Source organism: Pseudomonas sp. 22526, from assembly GCF_052044735.1.
Taxonomy (GTDB): Bacteria; Pseudomonadota; Gammaproteobacteria; order Pseudomonadales; family Pseudomonadaceae; genus Aquipseudomonas; species Aquipseudomonas piscium.
In genome coordinates this window covers 486899-510063 of sequence record NZ_JBQENK010000001.1, presented here as the reverse complement: position 1 = coordinate 510063, position 23165 = coordinate 486899, and the positions used below count along the sequence as shown (strand labels likewise).

Sequence of the window (23165 nt, the reverse complement as noted above, 5' to 3'; positions counted from 1 at the left end):
TTTCAAATTGTGTCAGGTTGCTTACGCCCGGATAGGGCGAGTGATAGGACGATCTCGCCAGGGATTGTCGCTATCGGACAAAAACTGTTCCATTGATTACAAGGAAGTGTGTTTATGTCGAAAGTTAAAGCGAAAGCTATTGTGACCGCCGAACAAGAACTCGTGCCCTTGGCCGCGGCAAGTTCAGCGTACAACCAGATCAATAGCTTCAGCCATCAGTATGACCGGGGTGGCAATCTGACGGTCAATGGCAAACCCTCCTACACAGTCGATCAAGCAGCTACCCAGATACTGCGTGACGGTGCCTCCTATAAGGACCTCAACGGCAGCGGCAAGATCGAACTGACCTATACCTTCCTCACCTCGGCCTCCTCGAGCACCATGTACAAGCATGGCATCTCCGGGTTCAGCCAGTTCAGCACCCAGCAGAAAGCCCAGGCCGTGCTCTCCATGCAATCCTGGGCCGATGTGGCCAACGTCACCTTCACCGAAAAGGCTTCCGGTGGTGACGGTCACATGACCTTCGGCAACTACAGCGGCGGTCAGGACGGCGCGGCGGCCTTCGCCTACCTGCCGGGCACCGGCGCTGGTTACGACGGTACGTCCTGGTACCTGATCAACAGCAGCTACACCCAGAACAAGAACCCCGATCTGAACAACTACGGCCGGCAGACGCTGACCCACGAGATCGGGCACTCTCTGGGCCTGGCCCACCCTGGCGACTACAACGCCGGGAACGGCAACCCGACCTATAACGACGCGGAATATGGACAGGACACCCGCGGTTACAGCGTCATGAGCTACTGGAGCGAAAGCAATACCAGCCAGAACTTCAGCAAGGCCGGCGTCGAAGCCTATTCGTCCGGCCCGCTGATGGACGATATCGCGGCGATCCAGAAGCTCTACGGGGCCAACACCACCACCCGTACCGGTGACACCACCTACGGCTTCAACTCCAACACCGGTCGCGATTTCCTCAGCGCGACCTCGTCGGCGGACAAGCTGGTGTTCTCGGTGTGGGACGCGGGCGGCAAGGACACCCTGGACTTCTCCGGTTTTACCCAAAACCAGAAGATCAACCTCAATGAGACCTCGTTCTCCGACGTTGGCGGCCTGGTGGGCAACGTGTCCATCGCCAAGGGCGTCACCGTCGAGAACGCCATCGGCGGTTCCGGCAGCGATCTGCTGATCGGCAACCAGGTGGCCAACGAGCTCAAGGGCGGTGCCGGCAACGACATCCTCTACGGCGCTGGCGGGGCGGACAAACTCTGGGGCGGCGCGGGTGCCGATACCTTCGTCTTCGGTGCCAGCTCGGACTCCGCTCCGGGCGCGGCCGACCAGATCCTGGATTTTGTCAGCGGCCTGGACAAGATCGATCTGACCGGCATCACCAAGGGCGCTGGGCTGCACTTCGTGAGCGCGTTCACCGGTAATGCCGGCGACGCGATCCTCAGCACCTCGGCTGGCAACAGCACCTTGTCGGTGGACTTCTCCGGGCACGGCGTGGCGGACTTCCTGGTCAGCACCGTCGGCCAGGCGGCCTACACCGACATCGTCGCCTGAGTCCTTGCGGTAAGATAAAAGGAGGAGGGTGGCGCTCAGGCGCCGCCCTCTGACCTTGCATTGACTGGCGAACTGCCTGAGGCTGTGGCCCGGAGTGACCCCCCCTATGATTCGAACTGCCTTGATCGCTAAGGCCGGCGCGTACCTGATCGCGACGCTGATGATGTTTTATGGAGAGACAAGCATGGCAAGCAGCCTGAGATTGGCGGACCCCGCGGAACTGGCCGGACACTGGCAACTGTCGCAGCCGGCACAACCTGCCAACCACTGTGCCCTGGACCTCGAGCTGAACGGCACCCTGGGCGCCGGCGCCGAGTGTTTTTCCGCCTGGTTGGGCGATTCGGCCATCGGCTGGTTTCCCGAGCCGGATGGTATTGCCGTGACCGGCAAAGAAGGCTCGAAGATCATCTTTCTAAGTCGCCAGAAAGAAGGCTTATATCAAGGCACTTTGAAATCAGGCATCACCATTATATTGCAGCGTGCACCCTGAATAATCGCGGCTGTATGCATCTTTAAATGTATCTGTATGGATAAGCGTATAAGGCAGTGCCATATACGCGATGTCCTTCGTTCGATTAAAGACAACTAAATAACTAGAACTCCGTTTCGTCTGGCGGTAGAGTCCTTTCGCCTGTCCGCCACAATTAATCCAATAATGTCCCGACTCAAGTACGGGCGGTTTATTTGTCCTGCGCCCCTGGCACGGGATATACAGCTCAGGAAAGACCAATGAAGATGGCGAAGACCACTGCACCGCTGTTCAAGGCACTGGGCGATTACAAAGGCATTCTGATCAGCGTCGGGTGTTTCACCGCCCTGATCAACGTGCTGATGCTGGTCCCCTCGATCTACATGCTCCAGGTCTACGACCGGGTACTTTCCTCGCAGAACGAAACCACCCTGGCGATGCTGTCGCTGATGGTGGTCGGGTTCTTCGCGTTCATCGGCCTGCTGGAGGTGGTGCGCAGCTTCATCGTCATCCGCATCGGCAGCCAGCTGGAGCGGCGTTTCAACCTGCGGGTCTACCAGGCGGCGTTCGAGCGCAACCTGTTTCGCGGCGAAGGGCATGCCGGGCAGTCCCTGGGCGACCTGACCCATATCCGCCAGTTCGTCACCGGGCCTGCGCTGTTCGCCTTCTTCGATGCGCCCTGGTTCCCCATCTACCTGTTCGTGATCTTCCTGTTCAATACCTGGCTGGGGGTGTTCGCCACCGCGGGCGCGGTCTTGTTGATCGCCCTGGCGTACCTCAACGAGGCGATGACCAAGAAGCCTTTGGGCGAGGCCAGCGGTTATTCGCAGAAGTCCACGCAACTGGCCACCAGCCATCTGCACAACGCCGAGACCATCCAGGCCATGGGCATGCTCGGCGCGCTGCGCAAGCGCTGGTTCGAGGTGCACTCGCGTTTTCTTGGCCAGCAGAACCAGGCCAGCGACACCGGCGCGGTCATCAGCTCGCTGAGCAAGACCCTGCGCCTGTGCCTGCAATCGCTGGTGCTGGGCCTGGGGGCCTTGCTGGTGATCAAGGGCGACATGACCGCCGGGATGATGATCGCCGGCTCGATCCTGATGGGCCGGGTGCTGAGCCCGATCGACCAGTTGATCGCCGTGTGGAAGCAGTGGAGTTCGGCCAAGCTGGCCTACCAGCGCCTGGACTCGCTATTGCAGGAATTCCCGCCGAGCGACACCGCCATGTCGCTGCCCGCGCCCAAGGGCCAGGTGAGCTTCGAGCAGGTCAGCGCCGGCCCGCCGGGCAAGCGCATGGCGACCTTGCAGCAGGTCAGTTTCAACCTCGGGGCGGGGGAGGTGCTGGGGGTGCTCGGCGCTTCCGGCTCCGGCAAGTCGACACTGGCGCGGGTACTGGTGGGCGTATGGCCGACCCTGGCCGGCACGGTGCGCCTGGACGGCGCCGATATCCATCGCTGGAACCGCAACGAGCTGGGGCCTTACATCGGTTATCTGCCCCAGGACATCGAGCTGTTTTCCGGGAGCATCGCCGAGAACATCGCGCGCTTTCAGGAGGCCGACCCGCAGAAGGTGGTGCAGGCCGCGCAACAGGCCGGCGTGCACGAGCTGATCCTGCGCCTGCCCCAGGGCTACGACACCTTGCTGGGCGATGACGGCAGCGGCCTGTCTGGCGGCCAGAAGCAGCGTGTGGCCCTGGCCCGGGCGCTGTATGGCCAGCCGCGCCTGGTGGTGCTCGACGAACCGAACTCCAACCTCGATACCGTGGGCGAAAGCGCCCTGGCGTCCGCCATCGCGCAGATGAAGGCCCAGGGCACCAGCGTGATCCTGGTGACCCACAGATCCTCGGCGCTGGCCCAGGCCGACAAGCTGCTGGTGTTGAACGAAGGGCGCCTGCAGGCCTTCGGCCCGAGCCAGGAAGTGCTCAAGGCGCTGTCCAGCGGTGCCCAGGCTCAGGCGCAAACCCAAAACCAGGCTCAGCCCCAGGAACAGCAGCAGCGGGAAAAAACCTCGGCCCCGACGGCCCCGGGCGGCTTGAGCATGAGCCGCCAGTATCAGGCCCCGACACGGAACCCAGGCGCATGAGCAAGGACAGCGAAATGATGATCGAACAAGGTTACGCGCCGGAGCGTCCCGAGCGCGATGCGCGGTTTTTTGCGCGTATGGGTTGGGTGCTGGCGCTGGCCGGCGCCGGCAGCTTTTTTCTCTGGGCGGCCCTGGCGCCGCTGGACCAGGGCATCCCGGTGCAAGGCACGGTGGTGGTCTCGGGCAAGCGCAAGGCCGTGCAATCCATGAGCGGCGGGGTGGTCAGCCGGATCCTGGTGCGTGAAGGCGAGGCGGTGAAGCAGGGCCAGCCGCTGTTCCGCCTGGACCAGACCCAGGTCGAGGCCGATGTGCAGTCGCTGCAAGCGCAGTACCGCATGGCCTGGGCCAGCCTGGCGCGCTGGCAGAGCGAGCGCGACAACCTCAAGCAGGTGAACTTTCCCGAGGCCCTGAGTGCCGATCCAGACCCACGCCTGGCCCTGGTGCTGGAAGGCCAGCGGCAACTGTTCAGCAGCCGGCGCGAAGCCTTCGCCCGCGAGCAGGCGGGGATCCGCGCCAGTATCGAAGGCGCCACCGCGCAACTGGCCGGGATGCGCCGGGCGCGCACCGACCTCAACAACCAGGCCGAGTCCCTGCGCCAGCAACTGGCCAACCTGCAGCCCCTGGCGGACAACGGCTACATCCCGCGCAACCGCCTGATGGAGTACCAGCGCCAGCTGTCCCAGGTGCAGCAGGAACAGGCGCAGAACACCGGCGAAAGCGGGCGGGTGGAGCAGGGCATTCTCGAGTCGCGGCTCAAGTTGCAGCAGCACAGCGAGGAGTACCAGAAGGAAGTGCGCAGCCAGCTGGCCGACGCCCAGCTGAAAAGCCTGACCCTGGAGCAACAGCTGACCTCGGCCGGTTTCGACCTGCAGCACAGCGAGATCCTCGCGCCGGCCGACGGCATTGCGGTCAACCTCGGGGTGCACACCGAAGGCGCCGTGGTCCGCCCCGGGGAGAACCTGCTGGAGATCGTGCCCCAGGGCGAACGCCTGGAAGTGGAAGGGCACCTGCCGGTGAACCTGATCGACAAGGTCGGCAGCCACTTGCCGGTGGACATTCTCTTCACCGCCTTCAACCAGAGCCGCACGCCGCGGGTGTCCGGCGAGGTCAGCCTGATCTCCGCCGACCAGATGGTCGATGAAAAGACCGGCGTGCCTTATTACGTGCTGCGCAGCAGCGTCAGCGACCAGGCCATGGAAAAGCTCAACGGCCTGGTGATCAAGCCGGGCATGCCGGCGGAGATGTTCGTCCGCACCGGCGAGCGCTCGCTGCTCAACTATCTGTTCAAACCCCTGCTCGACCGGGCGGGTTCCGCATTGACCGAGGAATAAGGATGTTCCGTCGCATGAGTCAGCTTTCCATCTTCGGAGCCACAGTCGCTTTGCTGGTATGCACCAACGCCCAGGCCATGGGGCCGTTCCAGGTCTACGAACAGGCCCTGCGCAACGACCCGGTGTTCCTCGGGGCGATCAAGGAGCGCGATGCGGGCCTGGAGAACCGCATCATCGGCCGCGCCGGGCTGCTGCCGAAACTCAACTACAGCTACAACAAGGGCCGCAACAACTCCCAGGCCACCGTGCCCGACGGTCGCGGCGGCACCAGCCACGATGACCGCAACTACGACAGCTACGGCTCCACCTTCACCCTGCAACAGCCGCTGATCGACTACGAGGCCTATGCCTCCTACCGCAAGGGCGTGGCCCAGGCGCTGTTCGCCGACGAGAACTTTCGCGGCAAGAGCCAGGAGCTGCTGGTGCGGGTGCTGACCTTCTACACCCAGGCGCTGTTCGCTCAGGATCAGATCGAGATCGCCCAGGCCAAGAAGAAGGCCTTCGAGCAGCAGTTCCAGCAGAACGAGCACATGTTTCGCCAGGGCGAGGGCACCCGCACCGACATTCTCGAAGCGGAATCGCGCTACGAGCTGGCCACCGCCGAGGAGATCGAGGCCCGCGACGAGCAGGACGCGGCGCTGCGCGAGCTGGGCGCGTTGATCGGCGTGCCGACCGTGGACATCCGCGACCTCGACCCGCTGCGCGATCGTTTCGAGTCCTTCACCCTGTCGCCGGCCAACTACGACGCCTGGCATGAGCTGGCGATCAGCAACAACCCGAACCTGGCCTCCCAGCGCCACGCCGTGGAAGCGGCGCGTTACGAGATCGAGCGCAACCGCGCCGGCCACCTGCCGCGGCTCAGTGCCTATGCCACCTCGCGCCGGGTCGAGTCGGAAAGCGGCAACACCTACAACCAGCGCTACGACACCAACACCATCGGCATCGAAATCAGCATGCCGCTGTACGCCGGTGGCGGCGTCTCGGCGGCCACCCGCCAGGCCAGCCGGACCATGGAGCAGGCCGAGTACGAGCTGGACTCGCAGACCCGCACCACCCTGATCGAGCTGCGGCGCCAGTTCAGCGCCTGCCTGTCCGGGGTCAGCAAGCTGCGGGCTTATCAGAAGGCGCTGACCTCGGCCGAGGCGCTGGTGATCTCGACCAAGCAGAGCATCCTCGGCGGCGAACGGGTCAACCTCGACGCGCTGAACGCCGAGCAACAGCTGTACACCACACGCCGCGACCTGGCGCAGGCCCGTTACGACTACCTGATGGCCTGGACCAAGTTGCACTACTACGCAGGCACCCTGCGTGAAGATGACCTGGCCCGGGTCGACGAAGCCTTCAGGCCCGGCTCATGAACTGACAAAAAGGCGGCCGCGGGCGGCCCGACCTGACATTTTCGACAAAAACAAAAAACGAGAAGTCATCACATGGATAGACGTTTTTATCAGCTCAAGGCGCTGAGTCGCCGCTCGTTGCTCGCACGCTCGATCTTATTGGCCGCGGCACTGCCCGGCATGGTCCAGGCGCAGTACCAGGAAACCGGCCAGTTGGGGCTGCCGGCCAGCTGGCAATCGGCCGAATACACCCAGGACTGGGGCCTGGAACGCATGCGCGCCAGTTCCGCCTATGCCGCCGGCATCACCGGCAGCGGGGTGAAGATCGGCGCCCTCGACTCGGGTTTCGACGCCAGCCATGGCGAAGCATCGCCCGAGCGCTTCCACGGGGTCACCGCCAGCGGCACCTACGTCGACGGCACGCCGTTCAGCGTCTCCGGGGTGCTCAACGGCAACAACGACAGCCATGGCACCCATGTCACCGGCACCATGGGCGCGGCCCGCGACGGCGTTGGCATGCACGGCGTGGCCTTCAATGCCCAGGTCTACGTGGGCAACACCAACAAGAACGACAGCTTCCTGTTCGGCCCGACCCCGGACCCGCAGTATTTCAAGGCGGTGTACGGTGCCCTGGCGGATGCCGGGGTGCGTGCCATCAACAACAGCTGGGGCAGCCAGCCGCCGGGTATCAGCTACCAGACCCTGGGCGACCTGCACGCGGCCTATGCCCAGCACTATGGCCAGGTCACCTGGCTGGACGCGGCGGCCGAGGTATCGCGCCAGGGCGTGATCAACGTGTTCAGCGCCGGCAACAGCGGTTACGCCAATGCCAGCGTGCGCGCGGCGCTGCCGTACTTCCAGCCGGAGCTGGAAGGGCACTGGCTGGCGGTGTCCGGCCTGGATGCCAATAACCAGCAGCGCTACAACCAGTGCGGCGTCGCCAAGTACTGGTGCGTGGCCGCGCCCGGGCGGCTGATTTCCAGCACCGTGCCCGGCGGCGGTTACGCCACCAAATCCGGCACCTCGATGGCCGCGCCCCATGCCACGGGCGCGCTGGCCCTGGTGATGGAGCGTTATCCCTACCTGAACAACCAGCAGGCCCTGGAGGTGCTGCTGACCACCGCCACCCAGCTGGACGGTTCGATCACCGAGGCGCCCACCCGCCTGGTCGGCTGGGGCGTGCCCAACCTGGAGCGGGCAATGCGCGGCCCCGGGCAGTTGCTGGGGGCGTTCGACGCCAACCTGGGCGCCGGGCAGGGCGATGTCTGGAGCAACGACATCTCGGACAAGGCGCTGCTGCAACGCCAGGGCGAAGACGCCGCCGAGCACGCGGCCTGGCAACAGACCCTGAAGGACAAGGGCTGGGAGAACGGCCTGGGCGCCGGCGCCAGCCAGCAGGACAAGACCGACTACGCCGTCGGCATGGCCCGCGACGCGGCCGCGGCGCAACGGCTGTACGAAGGCAGCCTGATCAAGTCCGGCGCCGGCTGGCTGGTGCTCAGCGGCAACAACAGCTATCGCGGGGCGACCACAGTCAATGGCGGCTTGCTGACAGTCAATGGCTCGCTGGCCTCCAGCGTCACGGTCAATGACGGCGGCACCCTCGGCGGTTCCGGCCGCATCGGCTCGCTGCTGGCCAACAGCGGCGCCACCGTGGCTCCGGGCAATTCCATCGGCACCTTGCAGGTGGCGGGGGACGTGACCTTCCAGCCGGGCTCGACCTATGCCGTGGAACTGTCGCCCACCAGCAGCGACCGCATCGTTGCCGGCGGCAAGGCCACCCTCAACGGCGCCGGGGTCACCCTGGCCCTGGAAAACAGCCCGCAACTGCTCAGCCTCGAACAGACCCAAAGCCTGATCGGCAGCCAGTACCAGATCCTCCAGGCGGCGAACGGGATCGACGGCCGCTTCGGCTCGGTGGAACCCAACTACCTGTTCCTCGGCGGCAGCCTCGATTATTCCGCCAGCGGCGTACAGCTGAGCATCGGGCGTAACGACACCTCGTTCGCCAGTGTCGGCCTGACCCCGAACCAGCGGTCGGTGGCGGCCGCCGCCGAACAGCTGGGGGCCGGTAACCCGGTGTATGAAAGCCTGCTGCGCTCGCCGAGTGCCGGCGCGGCGCAACAGGCGTTCCAGCAGCTGTCCGGGGAAATCTATCCGGCGCTGGGCTCGATGCTGCTCAACGACAGCCGTCAGCTGCGCGATGCGGTCGGCGAGCGCCTGCAGGTTCCGGGCGCGGTGGTGCAAAGCGAGGGCAACCTGTGGCTCAAGGTATTGGGCGCCTGGGGCAAGAACGACGGCGACCACGACACCGAGTCCTACAACACGTCCATCGGCGGGTTGCTGCTGGGGGCCGACGGCGCGCTCAGCGACAGCACGCGCCTGGGCGCCTTCGCCGGCTACAGCGACAGCTCCCTGAGCATGGGCGGCGGCACCCATTCCAAGGCCTCGGTGGACAGCTATCACCTGGGCACCTACCTCGGCCACGAGTTGGGCGCCTGGCGCCTGAGCGCGGGCGCGGCCCACAGCTGGCACCGCGCCGACGTCAAGCGCGACCTGCAGTTCGTCGAAGTCAGCGGCAAGCAGAAAGCCAAGGTCGACGCCCGCACCAGCCAGGTCTTCGGCGAGGCAGCTTATCGCCTGGACCTGCCGGCGCTGGCCCTGGAACCCTTCGCCAACCTGGCTTACGTGCACCTGCACCGCGACAGCTTCAGCGAGAAGGGCGATGCCGCCGCGTTGAAAGGCGGCAGCGACAGCCGCGAAGCCGCACTCAGCACCCTCGGCCTGCGCGCCCTGAAAAGCCTCGAGCTGTCCGGGCAAACCCGCCTGGACCTTTCCGGCTCCCTGGGCTGGCAGCACAACCTGAGCAACACCCGGGCCGAAGAGCACCTGGCCTTTGCTTCCGGCGGCACGCCGTTCAGCGTCGAAAGCACCTCGCTGCCGCGCAATGCCGCGCTGGTCGGTGCCCATGCCAGCCTGGCGCTGAGCCGCGACCTGCGCCTGAGCCTGGACTACAACGGCCAACTGGCCAGTCGCGAGAAGATCCACGGGGCAGGGCTGAGCCTGAACTGGCAGTTCTGACCCGGCTTGTGACAGCGCCGTGCTGACGCAAGGTCGCGTCGGCACGGCAGCAGCTATCGGCACAGCAGGGGTCGCCGTTGGCGGGCCGGCTGTTCGGTAAAACCACCCGCGTCGGGTCTGACGTGGTGTTTCTAGCAAGGCAACTATTTCCAGCAAGGCAACTAAGGAAGGTACCGATGAAATACAGCTTTACGGGGGCTGCTCCGGCAGCCAATAGCCTGGTGCGCGCCTCCTGTGGCGCTTTGATCTGTGGCCTGGCCGCGGCGGGTAGCGCCCAGGCCGCGCCTTATGTGGAAAGCGGCCAGCCGGGCGATCCCGGCAGTTGGCGCAGTGCCGAGTTCAATGCCGAGTGGGGCCTGGGGGCGATCCATGCCGAGCAGGCCTATGCCGCCGGTTATACCGGCAAGGGCGTCAAACTGGGGATCTTCGATCAGCCGGTGTATGCCCAGCACCCGGAATTCAGCGGCAGCGACAAGGTGATCACCCTGGTCACCAGCGGCATCCGCGAATACACCGACCCCTACATTCCGGTCAAAGCCGGCGATGCCTTCCGTTATGACGGCACGCCCTCGGTGGGTTCCGACGGCAAGCTCGGCTCCCACGGCACCCACGTCGGCGGCATCGCCGCCGGCAGCCGCGACGGCGGGCCTATGCATGGCGTGGCCTTCGACGCGCAGATCATCACTGCCGAGAATGGCGACCCGGGCCCCGAGGACGGGATCATTCTCGGCAACGACGGCGCGGTCTACCGGGCTGGCTGGGACGCCCTGGTGAACAGTGGCGCGCGGATCATCAACAACAGCTGGGGCATCGGCATCACCGACCGCTTCGACCAGGGCGGTCGCGACCCGGCCTTTCCGCACTTCACCGTGCAGGACGCCCAGTTGCAGTTCGACCAGATCCAGCCGCTGCTGGGCACCCGCCAGGGTGGCGCCTACAGCGGGGCGATCGACGCAGCTCGCGGTGGCGTGCTGACCATCTTCGCCGCGGGTAACGACTACAACCTGAACAACCCGGATGCCATCGCCGGCCTGGCCTATTTCGTGCCGGAGATCGCGCCGAACTGGATGACGGTAGCGGCCCTGCAGAAGAACCCGGACACCGCCAGCCCCAATTCCTACACCCTCAGCACCTTCTCCTCGCGCTGCGGCTACACCGCGAGCTTCTGCGTCTCGGCGCCGGGTACGCGGATCTACAGTGCGGTGATCGGCGGCACCAACCTGGACGACATGACCATCGGCTACGCCAACAAGAGCGGTACCTCCATGGCCGCGCCCCACGTGGCGGGCGCGGCGGCGGTGCTGATGGAGCGCTTTCCCTACATGAGCGCTTCGCAGATCGCCACGGTGCTGAGAACCACCGCCACCGACATGGGCGATCCGGGCATCGACGCGCTGTACGGCTGGGGCATGATCAACCTGCAAAAGGGCATCGACGGCCCGGGCATGTTCGTCACCGAAGCGGACATTCCCCAGGAGTTCCGTGTCGAAGGCGCCTACGGCTCCGGCCAGTTCGTCGTCGACCTGCCTGGCATCGGCGCCGTGGTGGATGCCGGCAAACCCACCCAGCGCCTGTGCAACGGCCTGTCTTGCGGCCTGGATGTCTGGAGTAACGACATTTCCGGACACGGCGGCCTGACCAAGCAGGGCATCGGTACCCTGGTGCTCACCGGCAACAACAGCTACAGCGGCCCGACCCTGGTCAATCAGGGACGCCTGGCCATCAATGGTTCGCTGGCGTCCGCGGTGACGGTCAATGACAGCGGCATTCTCGGCGGCAACGGCAGCATCGCCGCCCTGACCGCCAACCGCGGCGGTACCGTGGCGCCGGGCAACTCCATCGGCACCTTGCAGGTGGCCGGCGACGTGACCCTGCAGCCAGGTTCGACCTACGCGGTGGAGCTGTCGCCGACCAGCAGCGACCAGATAGTCGCTGGCGGCAAGGCCACCGTCGAAGGGGCCAACGTGACCCTGGCCCTGGAGAATAGCCCGACCCTGCTCAGTGCCAGCGAGGCGCGCAGCCTGCTGGGCCGGCAATACAACATCCTGCAGGCGGCCGGTGGCATCGACGGTCGTTTCGCTTCGATCGCGCCGAACTACCTGTTCCTCGGCGGCAACCTCGATTACACCGCCGGCGGCGTGCAGTTGCAGGTGGTGCGTAACGCAACCGCCTTCAGCGATGTCGGCCTGACCCCGAACCAACGCTCCGTGGGTGCCGCCGCCGAGCAACTGGGGGCGGGCAATCCGGTGTACGAAAGCCTGTTGCTGTCGGAGAACGCCGCCAGTGCGCAACAAGCCTTGCAGCAACTGACCGGGGAGATTCATCCGGCCATCGGCACGCTGCTGATCAACGACAGCCGCCAGCTGCGCGATGCGGTGGGCGACCGTCTGCGTCAGGACGGCCTGCTCGATTCATCGGCACCCTCGGCCAGCGACAACAACCTATGGTTCAAGGCGCTGGGGGCCTGGGGCAAATCCGACGGCGGTTATGACCATGCCGACTACACCAGTTCGATCGGCGGTCTGCTGATCGGTGTCGATGGCCTGGTCGCCGAGGACACCCGTCTCGGCCTGTTCACCGGTTACAGTGACAGCTCCCTGAGCATGGGCGATGGCACCCATTCCTCGGCCTCGGTGGACAGCTATCACCTGGGGGCCTACCTGGGTCACCAGCTGGATGCCCTGCGCCTGAGCGTCGGCGGTTCCTACAGCTGGCATCGCATCGATGTGAAGCGCGACCTGCAATACGGCCAGTTCTCGGATCGGCAGAAGGTCAAGCGTGACGCCCAGACCGCCCAGCTGTTCACCGAAGCGGCGTGGCAAGTGACACTGCCAGGCGTGGCCCTGGAGCCCTTCGTCAACCTGGCCTACGTGCATGTGGGCAGCGACAGCTTCCGCGAAAAAGGCGGGGCCACCGCTCTGCGCAGTGGCGATGACAACCGCGACGCGGTGCTCTCGACCCTCGGCCTGCGGGCCAGCAAACGCTTCGCCCTGTCCGATGCCCGCCAGCTGGAACTGGCCGGTACCCTCGGCTGGCAGCACAACCTGAGCGACACCAGTTCGGACCAGCACCTGGCTTTTGCCAATGGTGGTTCGTTCAACATACAGAGCGTTGCGCTGGATCGTAACGCTGCTGTGGTCGGGGCGCGCGCCGGCCTGTTGCTGGGGCGCGATACCCGGGTAAACCTGGACTACAACGGCCTGCTGGGTTCTCGGGACAAGAGTCACGGGGTCGGCCTGACCCTGGACTGGCAGTTCTGAGGCCTGCGGGCCAATGACCATAAGAGTGAGACACAACATGGGTGTATTCGATTACCGGAATTTCAAGGGCGAGGCGGGCAAAGCGTTGTACAGCGATGCCCTGGCGTTGACCCTCTATGCCTACACGCCCACCGGGCAGCCGCTGGCGTCGGGCTGGACGGCGATTGGTGCCGAGCGGCTGGGCTACCAGGGCAAGGTCGGGCCCCAGGGCACCTTCTTCGGTGAGCAACCAGGCTTTACCAGCGCCGAAGTGGAAGTGCTGGGGCGTTACGACGAGGCCGGCAAGCTGCTGTCGGTCGGCATCGCCTTTCGCGGCACTGGCGGGCTGGGCTTCAGCGATACCCTGGGCGACATCAAGAACAACCTGCTGGCGGCGGTCGGGCCGGTGGGCTACGCGACGAACTACAGCAAGAATGCCTTCGACAAGCTGTTCGCCAGCGTCGCCGAGTTCGCCAAGGCCCAGGGCCTGAGCGGCCAGGATGTGCTGGTCAGCGGCCACAGCCTGGGCGGCCTGGGGGTCAACAGCCTGGCCGAGCTGAGCGGCGAGCACTGGGGCGGTTTCTACGCCGACGCCCGCTATGTGGCGTTCGCCTCGCCGACCCAGAGCCCGGGGGACAAGGTGCTGAACATCGGCTACGAAAACGACCCGGTGTTCAGGGTGCTCGACGGCACCACCTTCAACGCCTCGTCCCTGGGCAGCCATGACAAGGTCCAGGCGTCGGCGACCAACAACATCGTCAACTTCAACGAGCACTACGCCTCGACCCTGGAGAACCTGCTGCCGCAGAGCATCCTCAACCCGCTGTCGTGGAAGGCCCACGGTTCCGCGGGTTATGCCGATGGCTTGAACCGGGTGGTGGAATCCAAGTTCTACGACCTGACCAGCAAGGACTCGACCCTGATCGTCTCCACCTTGTCCGAGGGCAGCCGAGGCACGACCTGGGTCGAGGACCTCAACCGCAACGCCGAGCCGCACAAGGGCAGTACCTTTATCTTCGGTACTGACAGTAACGATCTGCTCAAGGGCGGGCGCGGCAACGACTTCATCGAGGGCCGCGACGGCAACGACACTTTCCGCGACGACGGCGGCTACAACATCCTGCTGGGCGGCAAGGGGCATAACGTCTTCGACCTGCAGCAGTCGCTCGGCAAGTTCAGCGTGGTCAACGACGGCGACGGCAGCCTGTATGTGCGCGATGCCTATGGCGGCATCAGCATGACTCGCGACATCGGCGCGCTGGTGAGCAAGGAGCCGGGTTTCGCCTGGGGCCTGTTCAGCAAGGAGGTGACCCACAGCGTGACCGACCAGGGCCTGCTGGCCGGCAACCAGCTGACCCACTACAACCACTCGCTCAATGGCGATGCCTATGGCAATGCGCTGGTGGCCAGCGTCGATGGCGACTGGCTGTTCGGGCATGGGGGCGACGACGTGCTGCGCAGTGACAAGAACGACGTGACCTTTGTCGGCGGCGCCGGCAACGATGTCATGTACTCCAGCGGCGGCGGGGCCAACACCTTCCTGTTCAGCGGCGCCTTCGGCTTCGATGCGATCCATGGCTACCAGGGCAGCGACAAGCTGGTGTTCATGGGCGTGGCGGGCGCGGGGCAGGGCTACGACTACACGCAGCACCTGTCGCAGAGCGGCCAGGACACCTTGCTCAGCGTCGGCGACTACGCCGTGACGCTGGTCGGGGTCGCGCCGGACAGCCTTTCCGCAGGGGGGATCGTCTTCGCCTAGATAAAAAACAGAAGCAGGCATTGCACTAAGGGCGGGGCGCCAGCGGAAGGCGCTCCGTCCGCGTGAGCTATCTCGAATAAGGTTCAACAACAAAGAGAGGCAATACCATGGGTGTGTATGACTACAAAAACCTCGGCACAGAAGACTCAAAGGCGCTGTTTTCCGATGCGCTGGCGATCACGCTGTATTCCTACCACAACCTCGACAACGGCTTTTCCGCCGGTTATCAGCAGTACGGTTTCGGCCTCGGCCTACCGGCGACCCTGGTCACGGCGCTGATCGGCAGCAGCGATTCGCAAGGGGTGACTCCCGGACTGCCGTGGAACCCCGACTCGGAGAAAGCCGCACTGGAGGCGGTGCAAAAGGCCGGCTGGACGCCGATCGGCGCTTCCCAGCTGGGCTACGACGGCAAGACCGACTTCAGGGGCACCTACTACGGGGAAAAGGCCGGCTACACCACGGCCCAGGCCGAAGTCCTCGGCAAGTACGACGACCAGGGCCACCTGACCTCCATCGGCATTGCCTTTCGCGGCACCAGCGGGCCGCGCGAGGTGCTGATCAGCGATTCCATCGGCGATGCGATCAACGATCTGATGGCGGCGCTCGGGCCAAAGGACTACGCGAAAAACTACGCTGGCGAAGCCTTCGGCAAGCTGCTCGCCGATGTCGCGGCCTTCGCCCAGGCCAACGGCCTGACGGGCAAGGACATCCTGGTCAGCGGCCACAGCCTGGGCGGCCTGGCGGTCAACAGCCTGGCGGACCTGAGCGGCGATCACTGGTCGGGGTTCTACAAGGACTCCAGTTATGTGGCCTACGCCTCGCCGACCCAGAGCGCGGGGGACAAGGTGCTGAATATCGGCTACGAAAACGACCCGGTGTTCCGCGCCCTCGATGGTTCCTCGTTCAACCTGGCGACCCTCGGCGTGCACGACACGGCGCAGGAGTCGGCGACCAACAACATCGTCAGCTTCAATGACCATTACGCCTCGGCGGCCTGGAACCTGTTGCCGTTCTCCATCCTGAATATTCCGACCTGGCTGTCGCACCTGCCCACCGGTTACGGCGACGGCATGACGCGGATCCTCGAGTCGAAGTTCTACGACCTGACGAGCAAGGACTCGACCATCATAGTCGCCAACCTGTCGGATCCGGCACGGGCCACCACCTGGGTCCAGGACCTCAACCGCAATGCCGAAACCCACAAGGGCAGCACTTTCATTATCGGCACCGACAGCAACGACCTGATCCAGGGCGGCAAGGGCAACGACTACCTGGAAGGCCGCGCCGGCAACGACACCTTCCGCGACGCCGGCGGCTATAACATCCTGCTGGGCGGGCAGGGCAACAACACCCTGGACTTGCAACAGTCGGTGAAGAACTTCAGCTTCGCCAACGACGGCGCCGGCACCCTGTATGTGCGCGATGCCAATGGCGGCATCAGCATTACCCGCGATATCGGTGCGATCACCAGCAAGGAGCCGGGGTTCCTCTGGGGCCTGTTCAAGGACGACGTGACCCACAGCGTCACCGACAAGGGCCTGCAGGCGGGGAGCAGCCTGACCCAGTACGCCTCTTCGGTGAAGGGCGATACCGCGGCCAATACCCTGACCGCCCACGCCAGCGGCGACTGGCTGTTCGGCCTGGACGGCGATGACCACCTGATCGGCGGCAAGGGCAACGATGTGTTGGTCGGTGGCGCGGGCAACGACCTGCTGGAGGCGGGCGGGGGCAGCAATACCTTCCTGTTCAGCGGCGACTTCGGCCAGGACCGCGTGCTGGGCTACCAGAGCAGCGACAAACTGGTGTTCCTCGGCGTCGAAGGCGTGGTCGCCAACGACGACTTCCGCGCCCATGCCAGCACGGTGGGCAACGATACCCTGCTGACCTTCGGCAGCGACTCGGTGACCCTGGTGGGCGTGAGCCTGGACAGCCTCAACGGCGCGAGCATCACCATCGCCTGAAGCCTGGCCGCGCGAGGTGGCGATTTTGCCTCGCGCGGTCACGGGTTTTCCTTTCTGCGTCCCTCGACAGCATTTTTCGCAAAGGTCAGCGGTATTCAGCCGAAGAGTGACCCGTCAGTCGAAAAACCACTCCAATACCTACCCTCTGTGCACGGAGCTCGATAAAACATCGGCCTGTCGCCAGGCGGGGCGATGGCGCGCGTGCGCTCCAGGGCGATTAAAGTCCGCGGGGGCTGGCGCGTTATCAAGGCAGGCGACTGCTGCCCAGGCAGCGGCCGATGCTCATTCAACGGCAACAGTGAACAGCAGGAGAAACACAAGGTGAGTGATAACCAGAGGTATGGCATCGGTCTGGCGCTGGTCCTGATAGCAGGCAGCGTTATGGCCGAGGACTTGCCTCAGCAATCGATCCTGAAGCGCTACGGCGTGCTACCGGCCGCTGCGCCGGCCACCAGCAAAGAGGTGGAGCCCGAACCGAGCAGCCGCTTTCATATCGACGCGGAACGGCCTTGGGCGAACGTGACCTTGGGGGAGGGTAAAAAGCCTGAAACCACCGGCAATATCAGCATCGATAATGCGGAGGCCCGGGAATTCGAGCGGTGTCGGCGGGTGCGCAGCGAGCTGCAGAAACGTGGGGAACAGCACTACATTTCCTGCGATAACAGCGTGCCGGGGCAGAGTTCGGCACCCTGGTCGCCCTGAGGGCGACCAGGTTCGACCGGTCAGTCCTCTTGGCGGACGGTGGCGACATCGGCCGCCTTGATGCGGATTTTCTTGCCGGCGATGTCTTCGAATTCGTAGAACCCGTCATCGGTCTTGGCGTTAGGCATGTCCTTGGTCAGGTATTGCGTGCCGTTCTGCAGCGTCACCACGGTCGGCGAGGCGCAGCCGCCCAGTGCCAGGAAGGCTGCAACGGCCAACGGCAGGCCCAGGTATTTGACGTTCATAGACAAACCTCTCTTCATCAATCTTTGTGAGTCCACCCACGACTGGCGGCTCGCGACTATATGGCTATCCGCCCTTGGTGTGATTAACCGCAAGAAAGTTCTGCGGCCCCGTAAAAAAACCTGTAACGCCACTTATCCAATAGTGTTTGCCAGGGCAGGCTGGCAGCTGTTATCTGTATGCATAACCAGTATCAACCTCTTTGCGGCGCGCCTGTCCTGTGACTTCCAACCCTCTGGAAAACCCTCTTTACTACCTGCACAACTTCCAGCAGGTGCTGGCCTGGCTCGAACTGCGCTACGCCGATGTGCTGTCACCTGAAGAGCATAGCTTCATCGGCGACTTCGCGGCCCTGGCCCAGCCATCCCAGGCCCTGCTGGTGCGCATGATCATGCGCAAAGGCTGTCATTTTCGCATGTCCCGGCTGGTCTATGAAGAAATCGGTGATACCCGCGCGGCCGTCGCGCCGCTGGTGCGCCTGGGCTGGGTCGACGAACAGGCGCCGCTGACCCTGGAAGAGCTGTTCAACCTGTTGCAGAAGGCGGAAATCCTCCACGGCTTTCGCGCGGCGATCGAGCAGCCCAAGGCCCGCAAGTCCGACTGGCTGGCGGCGCTGGCGCCGCTGTTCGACGAACCGCGGAGCCTGGGCCAATGGTGCCCGGGGCTGGAAGACGGGGTGTGCAGCCTGACCATCATGGCGCTGTGCGATCGCTTGCGCCTGATGTTCTTCGGCAACCTGTATCAGGACTGGTCGGAGTTCGTCCTGGCCGACCTGGGCATCTTCACCTACGAGAAGGTCGAGTTCCGCGACGACGCCCGGGCGCTGCGCAGCCGCGCCGACGTCGAGGGTTTCGTCTACCTGGAGGACTGTCGGCAGCGCTTCGAAAGCGGTGAGGCGCTGGACGAGGTGCTGGCCAGCATCCAGGCGTTCGCCAGCGACAATCCCTGGCTGCAGCGGCGCCGGGCCAAGCTGCTGTTCCTGCTGGGGCAGCACTGCGAGCGGCTAGCCGAATGGCCGCTGGCGGCCGCCATCTACCAGGCCTGCGCCGACCCCGGGGCGAGAGCGCGGCTGATCCGCGTCTTCGAGCGCAGCGGCGATTACCCGCAGGCGTTGGCCCTGGCCGAGGCGGCGGCGCTGGCCCCGCACAACGCGGCCGAGCAACAACAACTGCTGCGGCTGCTGCCCAGGTTGCGGCGCAAGCTCGGTGGCCCGGCCACGCCACGTGGCGGCAGCCAGCCGATGCTGCGCCTGGACCTCAGCCTGCCGCGGGCCGATCCGGAGCTGTCGGTGGAATTCCATGTGCAGGCCCATCTCCACGAAGAGCAGGCGCCGGTGCACTACGTGGAGAACAGCCTGATCAATTCGCTGTTCGGGCTGCTCTGCTGGCCGGCGATCTTCGCGCCGCTGCCCGGGGCGTTTTTCCACCCGTTCCAGCGCGGGCCGGCCGACCTGTTGAGCGAGGACTTCCACAGCCGGCGCGCCGAGCTGTTCCAGGCCTGCCTGGCGGAGCTGGATGACGGGCGTTATGCGCAGAGCATCCGCCAGCGCTACCTCGACAAGTGGGGCGTGCAATCGCCATTCGTGTTCTGGGGCGCCCTCAGCGAAGAACTGCTGGAGCAGGCGTTGGCCTGCCTGCCGGCCGAGCACCTCAAGCACTGGTTCGATCGCCTGCTGCAAGACATCAAGGCCAACCGCGCCGGCATGCCGGACCTGATCCAGTTCTGGCCGCAGCAGAAAACCTACCGGATGATCGAGGTCAAGGGCCCTGGCGACCGCCTGCAGGACAACCAGCTGCGCTGGCTGGAGTTCTGCCGGCAGCACCAGATGCCGGTGGCGGTCTGCTACGTGCAATGGGCGGAGCAGGACGGGTGAACTACCGCATCGCGGTACGGGCGCTGTGCGAATTCACCGCCAAGGTCGGCGATCTCGACCTGCGCTTCACCCCGTCGCCCACTGCGCTGGAAGGCATCCAGGGCCACCGCACGGTGGCGGCGCGGCGCAGCGCGAACTACCGGAGCGAGGTGTCCCTCGAAGGCTGCTTCGGCGCGTTGACCGTCAAGGGCAGGGCGGACGGCTACGACCCGGACGCCAACCTGCTGGAGGAGGTCAAGACCTACCGCGGCGATCTGCAACGCATGCCGGCCAACCATCGCCAGCTGCATTGGGCCCAGGCGAAGATCTATGGCTGGCTGCTGTGCCAGCAGTTGCAGTTGAGCAGCATCCGCCTGGCGCTGGTGTATTTCGACATCCTCAGCGAGCGCGAGACTTCGCTGGTGGAAGAGCATGAGGCCGAGGCCCTGGAGCAGTTCTTCAACCGCCAATGCAGCCTGTTCCTGCAATGGGCCGAGCAGGAACTGGCCCACCGGCATGCCCGCGACCAGGCCATGACGACGCTGGGTTTCCCCCATCCCGACTTCCGTCCGGGGCAGCGCAGTCTGGCCGAGTCGGTGTACAAGGCGGTGAGCACCGGGCGTTGCCTGATGGCCCAGGCGCCGACCGGGATCGGCAAGACCCTGGGCACGGTATTCCCCATGCTCAAGGCGATGCCGGGGCAGCAGCTGGACAAGCTGTTCTTCCTCACCGCCAAGACTCCGGGACGCAAACTGGCGCTGGACGCCGCCGGGGTCTTGTTCGAGCGCAGCCCCGGGCTGCCGTTGCGGGTACTGGAGCTGGTGGCCCGGGACAAGGCCTGTGAGCACCCGGAGCTGGCCTGCCATGGCGAGTCCTGCCCGTTGGCCAAGGGGTTCTATGACCGTCTGCCGGCGGCGCGGCAGGCGGCGAGCCAGGTATCCCTTTTGGATCAGCAGGCAGTGCGCGAGATCGCCCTGGCACATGGGCTGTGCCCGTATTACCTGAGCCAGGAAATGGCCCGCTGGAGCGATCTGCTGGTGGCGGACTACAACTACTATTTCGATTTCAGCGCCTTGCTGTTCGGCCTGGCGCAGGCCAACCAATGGAAGGTCGCCGCCCTGGTGGACGAAGCCCATAACCTGGTAGAACGCGGGCGCTCGATGTACAGCGCCAGCCTCGACCAGTACCAGTTGCACAACGTGCGCCAGCTAGCCCCGGAGCCGCTGAAAAAACCGCTGCAACGACTCAACCGGGAGTGGAATGCCTTGCACAAGGAGCAGCTGCGACCGTACCAGGCCTATGACCAGGCACCGACCCCCTTGCTCAAGGCGCTGTCGCTATGCATCTCGGCGATCGGCGATTACCTCAACGACCACCCGCAAGGGCTGGACAGCCGGCTGCAGGGCTTCTATTTCGATGCCCTGCAATTCGCCCGGGTGGCCGAACTGTTCGACGGGCAGTTCCTGTTCGATATCAGCAAGCGCGAACTCAATGCCCGCCGCAGCCTGTCCGAACTGTGCCTGCGCAATGTGGTGCCGGCGGGATTCCTGGCGCCGCGACTGAGCGCGGCGCGCACTACGGTGTTGTTCTCGGCGACGCTCAACCCCTGGCATTACTACCGCGACCTGCTGGGGCTGCCGGAGAGCACGGTGTGGGTGGATGTGGAGTCGCCGTTCAGTGCCGCGCAGTTGGACGTGCACATCGTCAGCCGGATCTCCACCCGTTTCGCCCATCGCCAGGCGTCCCTGGCGCCCATCGTCGAGCTGATCGCCAGCCAGTTCCGCCAGCGCCCCGGCAACTACCTGGCGTTCTTCAGCAGCTTCGATTACCTGCAGCAGGTGGCCAGCCTGCTGGCTGAGCAGCACCCGGATATCCCGTTATGGCAACAGTCCCGCGGGATGGATGAGGGGCAACGCCAGGCGTTTCTCGAACGCTTCGACGCCGATGGCCAGGGGGTGGGTTTTGCCGTGCTGGGCGGGGCGTTCGGCGAGGGCATCGACCTGCCGGGCTCGCGGCTGATCGGCGCCTTTATCGCCACCCTCGGCCTGGCCCAGCTGAACCCGGTGAACGAGCAGTTGAAACAGCGCATGGCGGCGATTTTCGGCGCCGGCTACGACTACACCTACCTGTACCCCGGCCTGCAGAAGGTGGTGCAGGCCGCGGGCCGGGTGATTCGCAGCCAGCAGGACCGCGGCGTGGTGATGCTGATCGACGACCGCTTCGCCGAGCCCCGGGTCCGGCAATTGCTGCCGGGCTGGTGGTCGCTCGACGCCCCGGGCGGCGAGGTGCTTCAGGGCGCCGGGTAGGCGGCGTCGCGGATGTCCCGGGTGAAGGCCCCCGACATGCCCTCGAAGGCGGTGTTGGTCAGTGCCACCACCGTCAGCCTGGCCTGGGGGTCGACAAACCAGCTGTGGCCGTAGACGCCGCCCCATTGCAGGGTGCCCCTGGATTGTGGGGTGCCGGCCAGGGCCGGGTCGTCCAGCACCGCCCAGCCGTAACCGAAGCCCCAGCCCGGCCCCTGGGTCTGGGCCTGGGCGCCGACCTGGTCGGTCATCATCGCCTGCACGCTAGGGGCTGAAAGCACTGGGCCGCCACCCTGGCGCAAGGTGTCGAGAAAACGCGCCACATCGATGGCGGTACCGGCCATGCCGGCGCCACCGGAGGGATAGGAGCGCGGGTCGAAAATCCGCTGGAGGGAGAACAGGGTGGTGCTTTCGTCGACCCTGATCGCCGTCTCGTCCTGCATCCGGCTCGGCCGTGGATGGTCATCGCGGTAAGCGGCGCCAAGACGGGCAGGGTCCTTGACCGAGAACCCGGTGTCGTGCATTTCCAGCGGCCCGGTCACCAGTTCTTCGGTCAGGGCCGGCAGGCTTTTGCCGCTGGCTTTTTCCAGCACGGCGCCGAGCACGTCGAGGGCCAGGGAGTAGCACCACTGCGTGCCCGGCGGATAACTCAAGGGCACGCTGGCAATGCGTTCGAGGTTGTCTTCCAGGCTCATGCCCGGTTCGGCCAGGCCATCCGAAACCCCCGCCGTGCGATACGCCCCGTGCTCGGTCTCGAGAAAACCGTAGCTCAGGCCGGCGGTGTGGGTCAGTAGCTGCTTGAGGGTGATCGGCGGTTGGGTGCCATCGGCCAGTTTTGGCTGGAAGTCCGGCAGCCATTGGCTGACCCTGTCGTCCAGGGACAGCTTGCCCTGTTCCACCAGGCGCATGGCGACCGCGGACACCATGGGCTTGGTGACCGAGGACAGGCGCAGGATGGTGTCGCCGGTCATGGGTCGGGCGGTTTCCCGGTCAGCGAAACCGGCCGCGCGCTGGTAGACCACCTGGCCATCGCGCATCACTACCACCACGGTGCCGACGATCCGCTGTTGGTCGATGGCCCGTCCGATGGCGGTGTCCATGCGTTTGCCGAGTTCCTCGTCCGACGTGGCGGCGCTGGCCAGCGAAGCGCCTAGGGTGGCTGCAAGAGCAACCAGGCCTTTATTGGGTAGATCCATGGGGGCAGCCTCTATAATCACAGTGTCCGTTATGATTAACCGGCATTCGTT

Annotated in this window: 14 protein-coding genes; 12 read left to right on the top strand and 2 right to left on the bottom strand. The window is 65.1% G+C overall.

The window, feature by feature from the left end; translation table 11 throughout:
- Nucleotides 1–114: 114 nt before the first annotated feature.
- The 10 genes from ACTJKT_RS02235 (at nucleotide 115) to ACTJKT_RS02190 (ending at nucleotide 17520) form a co-directional block, all read left to right on the top strand.
- Complete coding sequence (locus ACTJKT_RS02235; protein WP_440786037.1) at nucleotides 115–1563, top strand: serralysin family metalloprotease; 1449 nt, start codon at nucleotides 115–117, stop codon at nucleotides 1561–1563.
- Nucleotides 1564–1669: 106 nt separating this feature from the next.
- Nucleotides 1670–2053: an AprI/Inh family metalloprotease inhibitor gene (locus ACTJKT_RS02230; RefSeq protein WP_440786036.1), complete on the top strand. Its 384-nt coding sequence runs from the start codon at nucleotides 1670–1672 to the stop codon at nucleotides 2051–2053.
- Nucleotides 2054–2292: 239 nt separating this feature from the next.
- Nucleotides 2293–4110, top strand: coding sequence for a type I secretion system permease/ATPase (locus tag ACTJKT_RS02225; protein ID WP_440786035.1), 1818 nt, complete (start codon nucleotides 2293–2295; stop codon nucleotides 4108–4110).
- 14 nt (nucleotides 4111–4124) lie between these two features.
- Nucleotides 4125–5441: an HlyD family type I secretion periplasmic adaptor subunit gene (locus tag ACTJKT_RS02220; protein ID WP_440786064.1), complete on the top strand. Its 1317-nt coding sequence runs from the start codon at nucleotides 4125–4127 to the stop codon at nucleotides 5439–5441.
- Nucleotides 5442–5443: 2 nt separating this feature from the next.
- A complete protein-coding gene (locus tag ACTJKT_RS02215) occupies nucleotides 5444–6799 on the top strand; it encodes a TolC family outer membrane protein (RefSeq protein ID WP_440786034.1) in 1356 nt (451 codons plus the stop codon).
- Nucleotides 6800–6871: 72 nt separating this feature from the next.
- On the top strand, nucleotides 6872–9859 hold the full coding sequence (gene eprS, locus ACTJKT_RS02210; protein ID WP_440786033.1) for an autotransporter serine peptidase EprS: 2988 nt from the start codon (nucleotides 6872–6874) through the stop codon (nucleotides 9857–9859).
- 176 nt (nucleotides 9860–10035) lie between these two features.
- Nucleotides 10036–13119, top strand: a complete 3084-nt coding sequence (locus tag ACTJKT_RS02205; protein ID WP_440786032.1) for an autotransporter domain-containing protein — start codon at nucleotides 10036–10038, stop codon at nucleotides 13117–13119.
- A 37-nt stretch (nucleotides 13120–13156) separates the two neighbouring features.
- Complete coding sequence (locus tag ACTJKT_RS02200; protein WP_440786031.1) at nucleotides 13157–14857, top strand: polyurethane esterase; 1701 nt, start codon at nucleotides 13157–13159, stop codon at nucleotides 14855–14857.
- A 107-nt stretch (nucleotides 14858–14964) separates the two neighbouring features.
- On the top strand, nucleotides 14965–16818 hold the full coding sequence (locus ACTJKT_RS02195; protein ID WP_440786030.1) for a polyurethane esterase: 1854 nt from the start codon (nucleotides 14965–14967) through the stop codon (nucleotides 16816–16818).
- A 321-nt stretch (nucleotides 16819–17139) separates the two neighbouring features.
- Nucleotides 17140–17520, top strand: coding sequence for a hypothetical protein (locus ACTJKT_RS02190; protein ID WP_440786029.1), 381 nt, complete (start codon nucleotides 17140–17142; stop codon nucleotides 17518–17520).
- A 20-nt stretch (nucleotides 17521–17540) separates the two neighbouring features.
- On the opposite strand, the gene ACTJKT_RS02185 is transcribed toward ACTJKT_RS02190, so the two are convergent.
- The gene (locus ACTJKT_RS02185) at nucleotides 17541–17765 is read right to left on the bottom strand and encodes a YgdI/YgdR family lipoprotein (RefSeq protein ID WP_097303666.1); all 225 of its coding nucleotides are present in this window, start codon (nucleotides 17763–17765) and stop codon (nucleotides 17541–17543) included.
- 218 nt (nucleotides 17766–17983) lie between these two features.
- On the opposite strand from ACTJKT_RS02185, the gene ACTJKT_RS02180 reads away from it, so the two are divergent.
- On the top strand, nucleotides 17984–19636 hold the full coding sequence (locus ACTJKT_RS02180) for a VRR-NUC domain-containing protein (protein WP_440786028.1): 1653 nt from the start codon (nucleotides 17984–17986) through the stop codon (nucleotides 19634–19636).
- Nucleotides 19633–21921 carry an ATP-dependent DNA helicase gene (locus ACTJKT_RS02175; protein WP_440786027.1) on the top strand — a complete coding sequence of 763 codons (2289 nt, stop codon included), beginning with the start codon at nucleotides 19633–19635 and terminating at the stop codon, nucleotides 21919–21921. Before ACTJKT_RS02180 ends, ACTJKT_RS02175 begins: the two co-directional genes overlap by 4 nt.
- Here ACTJKT_RS02175 and ACTJKT_RS02170 read toward each other — a convergent pair.
- The gene (locus tag ACTJKT_RS02170; protein WP_440786026.1) at nucleotides 21906–23114 is read right to left on the bottom strand and encodes a serine hydrolase domain-containing protein; all 1209 of its coding nucleotides are present in this window, start codon (nucleotides 23112–23114) and stop codon (nucleotides 21906–21908) included. The genes ACTJKT_RS02175 and ACTJKT_RS02170 overlap by 16 nt on opposite strands.
- Nucleotides 23115–23165 lie beyond the last annotated feature (51 nt).

Bases quoted from the DNA above. Each gene is read 5' to 3' on its own strand.
- ACTJKT_RS02235 (WP_440786037.1), top strand. From the start codon at position 115: ATGTCGAAAGTTAAAGCGAAAGCTATTGTGACCGCCGAACAAGAACTC.
- ACTJKT_RS02230 (WP_440786036.1), top strand. From the start codon at position 1,670: ATGATTCGAACTGCCTTGATCGCTAAGGCCGGCGCGTACCTGATCGCG.
- ACTJKT_RS02225 (WP_440786035.1), top strand. From the start codon at position 2,293: ATGAAGATGGCGAAGACCACTGCACCGCTGTTCAAGGCACTGGGCGAT.
- ACTJKT_RS02220 (WP_440786064.1), top strand. From the start codon at position 4,125: ATGATGATCGAACAAGGTTACGCGCCGGAGCGTCCCGAGCGCGATGCG.
- ACTJKT_RS02215 (WP_440786034.1), top strand. From the start codon at position 5,444: ATGTTCCGTCGCATGAGTCAGCTTTCCATCTTCGGAGCCACAGTCGCT.
- eprS (WP_440786033.1), top strand. From the start codon at position 6,872: ATGGATAGACGTTTTTATCAGCTCAAGGCGCTGAGTCGCCGCTCGTTG.
- ACTJKT_RS02205 (WP_440786032.1), top strand. From the start codon at position 10,036: ATGAAATACAGCTTTACGGGGGCTGCTCCGGCAGCCAATAGCCTGGTG.
- ACTJKT_RS02200 (WP_440786031.1), top strand. From the start codon at position 13,157: ATGGGTGTATTCGATTACCGGAATTTCAAGGGCGAGGCGGGCAAAGCG.
- ACTJKT_RS02195 (WP_440786030.1), top strand. From the start codon at position 14,965: ATGGGTGTGTATGACTACAAAAACCTCGGCACAGAAGACTCAAAGGCG.
- ACTJKT_RS02185 (WP_097303666.1), bottom strand. From the start codon at position 17,765: ATGAACGTCAAATACCTGGGCCTGCCGTTGGCCGTTGCAGCCTTCCTG.
- ACTJKT_RS02170 (WP_440786026.1), bottom strand. From the start codon at position 23,114: ATGGATCTACCCAATAAAGGCCTGGTTGCTCTTGCAGCCACCCTAGGC.